At 70.5% G+C, this 10,305-nt stretch carries 11 protein-coding genes; 2 read left to right on the forward strand and 9 right to left on the reverse strand.

Annotated elements, in window-relative coordinates; all coding sequences use genetic code 11:
• Nucleotides 1–4: 4 nt before the first annotated feature.
• The 5 genes from AC08ON_RS02820 to AC08ON_RS02840 are packed head-to-tail and all read right to left on the reverse strand — an operon-like array spanning nt 5 to nt 4,055.
• Complete coding sequence (locus AC08ON_RS02820; RefSeq protein ID WP_476606341.1) at nt 5–763, reverse strand: pseudouridine synthase; 759 nt, start codon at nt 761–763, stop codon at nt 5–7.
• A 16-nt stretch (nt 764–779) separates the two neighbouring features.
• Nucleotides 780–1,355 (reverse strand): SMC-Scp complex subunit ScpB, encoded by a 576-nt coding sequence (scpB, locus tag AC08ON_RS02825; protein ID WP_476606340.1) that lies wholly within the window; start codon nt 1,353–1,355, stop codon nt 780–782.
• A complete protein-coding gene (locus AC08ON_RS02830) occupies nt 1,352–2,296 on the reverse strand; it encodes a segregation and condensation protein A (protein ID WP_476606339.1) in 945 nt (314 codons plus the stop codon). The genes scpB and AC08ON_RS02830 overlap by 4 nt, the downstream gene beginning before the upstream one ends.
• A gap of 40 nt (nt 2,297–2,336) precedes the next feature.
• Complete coding sequence (locus AC08ON_RS02835; RefSeq protein WP_476606338.1) at nt 2,337–3,026, reverse strand: Zn-dependent membrane protease; 690 nt, start codon at nt 3,024–3,026, stop codon at nt 2,337–2,339.
• A 39-nt stretch (nt 3,027–3,065) separates the two neighbouring features.
• Entirely contained in the window at nt 3,066–4,055 is a 990-nt protein-coding gene (locus AC08ON_RS02840) for a ParA family protein (RefSeq protein ID WP_476606337.1), read from the reverse strand.
• A 264-nt stretch (nt 4,056–4,319) separates the two neighbouring features.
• Between AC08ON_RS02840 and AC08ON_RS02845 the strand changes: the two genes are divergently transcribed.
• Nucleotides 4,320–5,408 carry an S-(hydroxymethyl)mycothiol dehydrogenase gene (locus AC08ON_RS02845; RefSeq protein WP_476606336.1) on the forward strand — a complete coding sequence of 363 codons (1,089 nt, stop codon included), beginning with the start codon at nt 4,320–4,322 and terminating at the stop codon, nt 5,406–5,408.
• Between the two features lie 242 nt (nt 5,409–5,650).
• The gene (locus AC08ON_RS02850) at nt 5,651–6,301 is read left to right on the forward strand and encodes an MBL fold metallo-hydrolase (protein ID WP_476606335.1); all 651 of its coding nucleotides are present in this window, start codon (nt 5,651–5,653) and stop codon (nt 6,299–6,301) included.
• A 156-nt stretch (nt 6,302–6,457) separates the two neighbouring features.
• Here AC08ON_RS02850 and AC08ON_RS02855 read toward each other — a convergent pair whose 3' ends face one another.
• The 4 genes from AC08ON_RS02855 to AC08ON_RS02870 form a co-directional block, all read right to left on the reverse strand.
• Nucleotides 6,458–6,757 carry a GlsB/YeaQ/YmgE family stress response membrane protein gene (locus AC08ON_RS02855; RefSeq protein ID WP_476606334.1) on the reverse strand — a complete coding sequence of 100 codons (300 nt, stop codon included), beginning with the start codon at nt 6,755–6,757 and terminating at the stop codon, nt 6,458–6,460.
• 157 nt (nt 6,758–6,914) lie between these two features.
• On the reverse strand, nt 6,915–8,828 hold the full coding sequence (locus tag AC08ON_RS02860; protein ID WP_476606342.1) for a serine/threonine protein kinase: 1,914 nt from the start codon (nt 8,826–8,828) through the stop codon (nt 6,915–6,917).
• A gap of 375 nt (nt 8,829–9,203) precedes the next feature.
• Nucleotides 9,204–9,701 (reverse strand): PaaI family thioesterase, encoded by a 498-nt coding sequence (locus tag AC08ON_RS02865; RefSeq protein WP_476606333.1) that lies wholly within the window; start codon nt 9,699–9,701, stop codon nt 9,204–9,206.
• A gap of 179 nt (nt 9,702–9,880) precedes the next feature.
• Nucleotides 9,881–10,305: lipopolysaccharide assembly protein LapA domain-containing protein (locus tag AC08ON_RS02870; protein WP_476616403.1), on the reverse strand; the 425-nt coding region annotated here is incomplete at its 5' end.

The raw sequence follows: 10,305 nt of genomic DNA on the forward strand, positions 1-10,305 counted from the left end.
GAGCCTAGAGACCGACGCCGTGATACAGGGCGCCGATCTCGTGACGGGTGAGGTGACGGGCCCGCCCGGCGCGCAGGGTTCCCAGCGACACCGCCCCGAACCGGGTGCGCACCAGTCGATGCACCGGGTGGCCGACGGCGTCCATCATCCGGCGGACGACGTGCTTGCGCCCTTCGTGCACGACGACCTCGACCATCACCCGTCCGTTCGCGTTGTCGACGATGCGCGCCGAGTCCGCGCGCACCGGGCCGTCGTCGAGTTCGACCTCCGCGCGCAGCTGGCGCAGGACGTCACGGCGCAGCGGGCCGGACACCTCGACGAGGTAGGTCTTGGGGACGGCGAACGAGGGATGGGTGAGCCGGTGCGCGAGCTCTCCGTCGTTGGTGACGAGCAGCAGCCCCTCGCTGTCGGCGTCGAGCCGGCCGACGTGGAACAGCCCACCGCCGAACTCCGTGAGCAGATCCGCGATCGTCGGCCGACCCCGGTCGTCCGACATCGCCGAGAGCACCCCGCGCGGCTTGTTCAACGCCAAGTGGACCAGACCCGTCCGGGTGACGATCCGCTCACCATCGACCTCGATGAGGGCGGTTTCGGGATCGACCCGGCGGCCCTGCTCGCGCACCACGGTGCCATCCACCCGGACCCGACCGGCAGCGATCAACTCCTCGCCGTGCCGGCGGGAGCCCACCCCGGCGGCGGCCAGCACCTTCTGCAGCCGGATGCCCTGGTCCTGGGGCTCGTCCGGGCGGTCACCGATACTCATGACGGGAACCTGGTACTCATGACGTAACAATGTCATCAATCTCATCGATACCGGGCAGCAGGGGGGCAATCGGCGGCAGTTCGTCGAGCCCGCGCAGCCCCATCCGTTCGAGAAAGTAGTCGGTGGTGCCGTAGAGGATCGCGCCGGTCTCCGGATCGTGCCCCACCTCCTCGACCAGGCCGCGGGCGGTGAGGGTGCGGATGACGCCGTCGGCGGAGACACCCCGCACCGCCGAGATCCGCCCCCGGCTCACCGGCTGCTGGTAGGCGACGACGGCCAGGGTCTCCAGCGCAGCCTGCGACAGCCGGGCCGACTGGCCGGCGAGCACGAAGCGCTCGACCCAGGGGGCGCACTCGTCCGCGGTGTAGAAGCGCCAGCCGCCACCGGTGTGCCGCAGCCGGAAGCCACGGCCGTCGCGGACATACTGCTCGGCGAGCTGCGCGAGCAGCCGCTCGACCTCCAGCGCCGGGGCGCCGAGGCCGGTCGCAAGCTCCGCGACGCCGACCGGCTTCTCCGCGACCATGAGGACCGCCTCGAGCAACGCGCCCAGCGGCGGCCGGGCCTCCCCGGCAACCCCGGCAACCCCGGTCACGACGCCACCTCCCGCGACTCCTCCTGCGCGTCCCCACCGTACCGATCAGATCCGAACAGCCCGTGGCCGATCGGCGGGGCGTCCGCCTCGACCGCCGGATCCAGGGCGATCCAGCGCACCGTCAGCTCGCCGAGCGGGACCTGCTGGTCGAAGGAGATCCGGCCCTCGCGGAAGAGCTCCAGCAGCGCCAGGAACCGGGCCACCGCCTCGATGGTCTGCCGACAGCCGACGCACAGCATCCCGAAGGTCGCGGTGCCCACCTCGCGCAGCATCGCGATGACGGCGAGCATGTGCTCCCGCACGCTGATCCGGGGCAGGTGCACGTGATCGGTCGCAACCAGCGGCGGCAGCGGCGGCTCACGCAGCCGGGCCGCGAGCGCCGCGAGCTCCGTCGGGCCGATGCCGATCTGGACCTCCGGCAGCGCGGCGGCGTAACGGGGCTCCAGGGGTACCGCCCGGGGGGTGTGGCGCGCCTCCAGGGCCATGAGGCCGGCGAAGAGCGCCGCAGCCTCCTTGTACGCCTTGTACTGCAGCAGCCGGGCGAAAAGCAGGTCGCGGGCCTCCAGCAGGGCCAGGTCCGCCGACTCGTCCTCGGACAGGGCGCCCGGCAGCAGCCGGGCCGCCTTCAGGTCGAGCAGAGTCGCCGCGATCACCAGGAACTCGGTGGCCTGGCCGAGGTCGAACCGGTCCCCCAGCCGCCGGATGTGCGCGACGAACTCGTCGGTGACTTGGGAGAGCGCGACCTCGGTCACGTCGAGGCGATGCTTGGCGATGAGCGAGAGCAGCAGGTCGAAGGGGCCGGTGAAGTTGTCGAGTTCGACGACGAAGGTCTCCGTGCGCCCACCACGACCCGTCGGCACGCCGGTGCGCGGGGCGGCCTTCCCGTCGGCCTGGTCAGCCGGAGCGGCCTGGTCAGCCGGAGCGGCGCGAGACCGGGTCATGGTGCCACGCTACGCCCCGGCGGCGTCGACGTGATCATCATCACCCCAGGTTGAGGCCTATCAGCGAGGCGAGTCCCCGCAGCAACGGGCCGATGAGCTGGCCGACGACCGAGGGGAATCCGACGAACAGCACCGGCAGCAGCAACAACGCCAGCAGGATGCCCAACCCGATGTTGCGCTCGGCCAACTGGTACCGGGCGTTGCGCCAGCCAGCCGTGGTCGGAGCGAGCAGGAACAGCAACCGCCCGGCGTCTGTCGGGGGGACCGGGACAAGGCTGATGATGAACATCGACCCGAACGTGACGGCCATCCACAACGCGAGCTCGGCACCGAAGCTGTTCGGCACCGTCACCTCGGTGACGCGGTCACCGAGTCGCACCAGCCCCGGCTCGCCGAGCGGCTGGAACACCGCCAGGGCGGCCAGGGCGAGCAGGAGATACGTCAGCGGCCCGGCCAGGACGGCAGCGGCCACGTGGAACCGGCGGCGCCGCCACACGTCGTTCATGGGCACCGACTCGGCCCAGCCGTAGCCGACGACGAAGACGGCGACTGCGCTGAACGGGCTGAGCCGGTCCTTCAGGCCCGTCATCATCCGCCCCAAGCGCATCGGGGTCGGGTCACGGACCAGCCGGGCCACGAGCACCTGGACGGCGTCGTGGGCGAAGATCCCGATGAGGAAGGCGAGGAGGATCCCGAGAAGCGCCGCGGGTTCGGCAAGGTGGAACAGCACGTCGCTACCTTTTCGCCCCGATCGCCTCGTTGTCCCGGTTCAGCCGACGGCTGGCGGCGTGTCGTGCCGGACCATCAGTTCCCGGGCGAGTCGCCGGTAGCCGGCAGCCCCCACCGACGTCGGGGCGTAGGTGGTGATCGGCTCGCCGGCCACCGTGGTCTCCGGGAACCGAACCGTCCTGTTGATCACAGTGTGGAACACCTCGTCCGGGAACCGTTCGACGACCCGGGCCAGCACCTCCCGGGCGTGCAGGGTGCGGGCGTCGTACATGGTGGCCAGAATGCCGGCGAGCTCCAGGCGCGAGTTGAGCCGCTCGCGCACCTTGTCAATGGTCTGCAACAGCAGCGCCACTCCCCGCAGCGCGAAGTACTCGCATTCCAGCGGGACGATGACGGCGTCCGCCGCCGTCAGCGCGTTCACGGTCAGTAGGCCGAGCGAGGGCTGGCAGTCGACGAGGATGACGTCGTACTCGTCGAGGATCGGCGCCAGCGCGCGGGCGAGGCTGTGCTCGCGGCCGACCTCGGTGACCAGCAGCACCTCCGCGGCGGACAGGTCGATGTTGCTCGGCAGCAGGTCGAGCCCGTCGACCTGGGTCTCGACGATCACCTCGCGGACGTCGGCGTCCCCGCCCAGCAGGAGGTCATGCACCGTCAGGTCGAACTGCATCGGGTTGACGCCGAGCCCGACCGACAGCGCACCCTGAGGATCGAAGTCGACGAGGAGTACCCGCCGGCGGTACTCCGCGAGAGCGGCACCCAGATTGATCGTACTGGTGGTCTTGCCAACCCCGCCCTTCTGGTTGCACATCGCGACGATCCAGGCGGGACCGTGCGACGTCAGCGGGGGCGGGACGGGAAACGACGGCAGCGGCCGTCCGGTGGGTCCGGGCTCGCCCACCCCCGCATCGACACTCTCACCGCCGGCCTCGAGCCGCCCGTCCTCGGACAGGCGGGGATCACCGACCGTCACCTCTCCGTAGAAGCGGCGGGTCGGTGAGGCGACGGACGACGTGTCGGTGAAACGGACCACTGAGGGATTGCTCCTTCTACAAAGAGCAGAAACGGACCGGTAGGAGCGTACCGACACCGACCCGTTCTCGGTGGCGCCGGGTGGCCGTAAAGCGGCGTGTCGCGCCATGAGCGGCGTGACCACGTTGGACGGACCCCACCTGTGTTGGACGGACCCCACCAACGGAGGTAGGAAATCAGACATCGGGGGGTAACCGCTCCGGTTCGACGAGGGATTCATCTCTCCGATCAGTGCTCGGGGAGACTCGAGGAGAAGGGATCCGGGATGGGCGCGCAGACGGTGGAAGCGGTGGTGGCCCGGGAGAAGGGCGCCGCGGTCTCGCTGGAGCAGATCGTTGTTCCGGATCCGGGTCCAGGCGAGGCACGGGTACGGGTGCGCGCCTGCGGCGTATGCCATACCGACCTGCACTACCGCGAGGGCGCGATCAACGACGACTATCCGTTCCTGTTGGGGCACGAGGCGGCCGGCACCGTCGAATCGGTGGGCGAGGGCGTGGTGGGTCTGGCCCCGGGTGACTACGTGGTGCTGGCCTGGCGGGCCCCCTGCGGAACCTGCCGGGCCTGTCGGCGCGGCATGGCCTGGTACTGCTTCGACTCCCGCAACGCGCGAAATCCGATGACCCTGGCGGACGGGACGCCGCTGGCGCCGGCGCTGGGCATCGGCGCGTTCACGCCGCTGACCCTGGTCGCCGCAGGCCAGTGCGTGCCGGTGGACCCCGCGGCCCGGCCAGAGGCGGCCGGGCTGATCGGCTGCGGGGTGATGGCCGGTTTCGGTGCCGCCGTGAACACCGGCAGGGTCACCCGGGGTGAGACGGTGGCGGTGATCGGCTGCGGCGGGGTCGGCGGCGCGGCGATCGCCGGCGCCTCGATCGCGGGAGCGCGGAAGATCATCGCGGTCGATGTCGACGACCGGAAGCTCACCTGGGCCCGACGCTTCGGTGCCACCGATGTCGTGAATGCCACGGCAGACGATCCGGTGGTGGCCATCCGGGCGCTCACCGACGGCTTCGGCGCCGATGTGGTCATCGATGCGGTGGGCCGCCCGGAGACCTACCGCCAGGCCTTCGACGCCCGCGACCTGGCGGGGCGGCTGGTCCTGGTGGGTGTACCCGACCCGACGATGACCGTGGAGCTGCCGCTCGCCGAGGTCTTCGGCCGCGGCGGTCACCTGTCGTCGTCCTGGTACGGCGACAGCCTGCCGAGCCGTGACTTCCCGATCCTCATCGACCTCTATCGCCGGGGCCGGCTCGACCTCGACGCCTTCGTCACCGAGACCATCGGGATCGGCGACGTCGAGGAGGCGTTCACCCGGATGCAGCGCGGCGACGTGTTGCGCAGCGTCGTCATCCTCTGAGTCGTCGTTTGAGTCGCCGTTCACCGGGCCGCCATCTACTGAACCATCGTTCACCGAACCATCGTTCACCGAGCCTTTGCTCACTGGTGAGCTTCGTCGGCGGCGGGTCCACCCGGAGCCGGGAACCGCCGGATACGGTCGACCCCACCGGGTGCACCGCCGTCCGACGGCACCCGCGACACGCGCAGCGGGCAGCGGGCAGCGGGCAGCGGGCAGACCGATCGGGTCGAGGAGGGGACGCAATGATCGTCAATACCGGGCTTCGGGTGGATCGGGTGATCACACGCGGCGACTTCACGCTCGACGGTCAGTCGTTCACGGTCGACAACAACGTCTGGCTCGTGGGAAACGACGACGAGGTACTGGTCATCGACGCCGCGCACGACCCGTCGGTGATCGCGGCGGCCATCGGCACCCGCGTGGCCACATCGATCATCGCTACACACGGTCACAACGACCACATCAATGCGGCGGCGGAGCTCGCGGACCTGGTCCGGGCGCCCATCGCGCTGCACCCTGCCGACGTGGTGCTGTGGAAGGCGATCTATCCGCACCGGGCGCCCGACCACGCGCTCGCGGACGGACAGCTCATCAGCCTGCCCGAAGGTGGAGCGCTGCGCGTCCTGCACACCCCGGGCCACTCTCCCGGCGGGATCTGCCTGTTCGGGGAGATCAACGGCGACCCGGTCCTGTTCAGCGGCGACACGCTCTTCCGCGGGGGTCCCGGGGCGACCGGGCGATCCCACTCCGACTTCCCGACCATCCTGGCCTCGATCCGCACCAGACTGCTCACCCTGCCCGCGCACACCGTCGTGCACACCGGTCACGGCGACGACACGACCATCGGCGAGGAGGGTGTCGACTACGACGACTGGGTGAACCGCGGCCACTGAGCGGCCACCGAGCGGGCGCTGAGCGGCCACCGAGCGGGCGCGCTGAGTGGGCGCAACCGGCGCGGGCACGACCGGGCCGGTCAGCGGCCGCCGACCGGCCGCTTCCCCGCATCACCGCCGGGTGTACGCACCGGACCCCCGGGTGTACGCACCAGGCTAGAGTCGGCCCGCGGTGCGCCGGGTGCCGCTGCTCTGCCCGCGACGCGCCGCCCACATCGGGGAGACGATCGCGACCAGCGCGACCGCGACACCAACCTGCAGGATGTGCCGGATCCAGTCGAAGCCGCCGGTGTGGCGCACGCCGAGCGCGCTCGCGATCACGTTACCCACCAGCGCGCCGATGATGCCGAACCCGACCGTCAGCCAGAGTGGGATGTTCTGCCGACCCCGGACGATCAGACGGGCCAGAAGACCGATCACCAGACCGGCCAGAACGATCCAGATAATTTGGAACACCGAACACCCTCCAGAACCTGAGTCTGCCTCCTCTTCGTCTCCATGAACCCGGCTGCACAAACACCGCGGGCACTCGACCTGCACCGGATGCACAAACCTTCCTTATTTGGTTTTTTCCTGGAAAATAGGCATAACCCGGCGGAACGCCGACCGTCCGTCAACGCGGAAGATCCCGGACGTCGACGGCCCGCAGATTGATGTTCGCGAATCCCTGGTGCATTCCGGGTACCAGGTCGACCCAGAAATAACCACGCAGCCGGTAGGAACCCTGCACGTAGCCGAAGGAAGCACCGCTGTGCGCCATCTCGGCAAGGCGGTACGTGCTCCCGAAGCACTCCTTCCCCGGCCCGAGCGCCCCGCACGCGTCGAAGAGGGTGAAGTTGGGCCGGTTGTCCCCCCCAAAGTCCGGTCCGGGGTAGAAGGCCCCTTCGTTACCCTCGGCGAGGGTGGAGATGTCGAGGAAGATGATCTGGGTGTCGTGGGCTGCGACGAAGTCGGTGAACGCCTTGGCCTGTGTGAGCTGGCCGACCGTGCCCCGGAACCCGGGGATCGGCCGCCCCGACGACAAACCGGCGGGAGGAACGATGACAGAGGGTGAGGGGAGCCCCAGTGGCCCAGGAGTACGTCCCGATCGGGCCGGGACGTCGTCACGCGACGACGGGGTGGGTGGCACGTCGTGCGGGCCGGGCCCCGGTTCCCCGCCCGTCGCCCGGGAGCTGGCGGCCGTCCCGGGGGCCCGCGGACCGAGGTCGCCGGCGGCCTCGGATGCGCTCAGGGCGGCCAGGCCCGCGAGTGTCGCGGCCAGGGCGGCCAGACCCGCGGTCCGGCGCGGGTGGCGTCGGGCGCGGGCCCGCCGGCCGGACAGGGGCCGCTTCGCCCCGGCGGAAGCTACCTCGGCGGAAGCGGCCACATCATGATCATCTCTAGTCGGCCGGCCACCGGCCGGACCGTCATCCTCGCCGGGCACGGACCCGCGGACCCGCCCGGACTCGCCAACCTGCCCGGACTCACCAACCCGCCCGGACTCACCCGCCGGACCACCGGTCCCGAGTGGCGCCCGGTCCGCTGTCCCCGCGCCATTTGTCCCCGCGCCGTCGCCCACTCGCACCCATGCGCCGGCGCTCTCCGGCGCATCGAGGCGGATCTGCGTCTTGGCGTCGTGGGTATCCTCCTCCGCAGCCGGCAGAAGGCTCCTCACACGGGTCGCCACCGGTGGAGCGAGCCAGGCGTCCCGCAGTATCCGGCGTGTCTCGCGTCCCGGGTCGCCAGTAGACCCGATCAGCACGCGCAGCAACGCGTGGGCGCTCGGCCGGGCCATGGGCTCCTTGAGCAGCGCCGCGCGGACCGCTGGGCGCAGGGCCGGCGGAACATCCCCGGTGTCGGCCTCGTCGTGGACCACCCGGTACAGCAGTGCGTCGGGCCGGCCGGTGCCGAAGGGGGGTCGCCCCGACGCGGCAAACAGTACCGTCAGGCCCCAGGCGAAGACGTCCGCCGGCGGGCCGATCTCGCCGCGTCCAGTGACCTGCTCCGGGGCCATGTAACCCGGGCTGCCCAGCAACACCCCCGTCCTGGTAGCGGCCGTCGCGTCGACCGCCGCCGCGATGCCGAAGTCGATCACTTTCAGGCCGTCCTCGCTGAGGATCACGTTGCCCGGTTTCAGGTCCCGATGGACGATGCCGGCGTCGTGGATGGACTTCAGGGCCTCGGCGAGCCCGGTCGCCAGCGCCATGACGACCGGCATGGCCAGCGCGCCCCGATCGGCGATCGCCTCGGCGAGGCTCTGGCCGTGGATGTGCTCGGTTGCCATCCACGGATCCTCGGCGTCGGGATCGGCATCGACCAGCCTCGCGGTGCAGGCACCGTCGGCCGCCCGGGCGGCCGCGACCTCGCGACGGAACCGGCTGCGGAACTCGGGATCGGCCGTGAAGTCCGACCGGATCACCTTGAGGGCGACCGGCTCTCCGGTCTCGTCGTCGATGCCGAGGTAGACGACTCCCATACCGCCGGAGCCAAGCCGCGCGGTGAGCGTGAACCGGGCGATCCGCTCCGGATCGCCAGAGCGCAGCGACATCGCCGGCACCGCGCCCTCCCTTCCGTCGAGCTTTCCGCCGCGAGCCGACCGACAGCCGGCGAGGATTGGCCGCCGGGGCCGACCGCAGCTCCGAACGTTCCGACGCAGGGGCCGAGGCAACGGTCGATGGAGCATCCCGACAGACCCGGAGCTCCCGGCCGAGGCACAAGCGGTCGATCCCGACCGATCGGCCTGGCCAGCCGGTTCCAATCAGTTCCGGGGAGCCGACCCAACGGATCGATCCCGGATGCCACGTCCACCGTGCCAGCTAAATCTGTGACGGAGATGTGACGGTCCGTGCGGTCGAATCACAGCGAGCAAACGAGTCCTGCCCGTGAGCGGATTCCGAGATTCGGAGATCAGGAGATTCGAAGATCAGAAAATAGTTTGATGTTCGCGTAGCCGGATCAGGTCCGGATCCTGCTCGATCGCCTGGATGTCCTCGGCCCGGGCATGGGTGACGAAGTGCTCCATGGGTACTTCGACGAACAGCCCTCGGGCCCGGACCACGACCCGTCCGGTAGGGCTGTTCAACCGTCCCTCGCCACTGGCGTAGACCCGCCGGCCGAGCACGCCCTCGACCCGCGCGCTCAGGTGCAGGACAGTGCCCACGGGTACCGGCCGCAGGAAGTCCGTCTCCAGCCGGCCGGTCACCAGGCTGGTCCGGGTCAGATGCCCGAGCGCACCCAACGCCTCGTCAAGGGCGCAGCTGAGCAGGCCCCCGTGGGCGAGGCCCGGCGCTCCCTGATGATGCTCGGTCACCTCGAACGTCGCGCACAGCGCGAGCCCGGCATCGGCGTCGACCCGTAGGTGCAGTCCGTGGGCGGACTGGTCACCGCAGGCGAAGCACCGCACGTAGTGGGACGGCAGCACGGTGCCAGGCGCCGGTGCGTTCGCTGGACGTGGCGGGAGTTGTGCTCCCGGTGGCAGATCTGTTCGCAACGGCGTCACGACCCGGACTGTACCGACGCGGTGGGATCCGCCTGGCATCTTGCCGACGTCCCTTCCACCAACCGGCTACCGGCCAACCCGCGGCCAAGGACTCCGCTCAGCTACCGGCGGCTGGCCGCGCGACGCAGGTGGCGCAGGTGGCGCAACTCGCGGCGCAGCCTGATCTGAGGAATGACACCGACGAGTAGGCCAACGACGAGACCGGCGGCGGCCGAGGCGGCCAGTGCACCCGCGACCGACATCTGCTTGGTCGAACCGAACAGCCAGATGCTCACGCGCGCGTCGTTCTGCACGACGAAGACCACGACAGCGATCGCGATGAGCAGCACCAGCACGGTGATCGCATAGGTGGTGTAGGCAACCCCGCGACGCGGCGGCCGGGCGCCGCCAGTGGGCGCACCCGGGACGCCGGGAGAATCCGGTGCGCCCGGGTGGACCGGCTGGTGCGGCGCGGGCGCCACCTCGCCTGAACCACCCAGAGCGCCCGGACCGGCTCGACCAACCGAACCAACCGGAACCTGGCCGG

This window comes from Frankia sp. CoWAU3 (assembly GCF_977971855.1).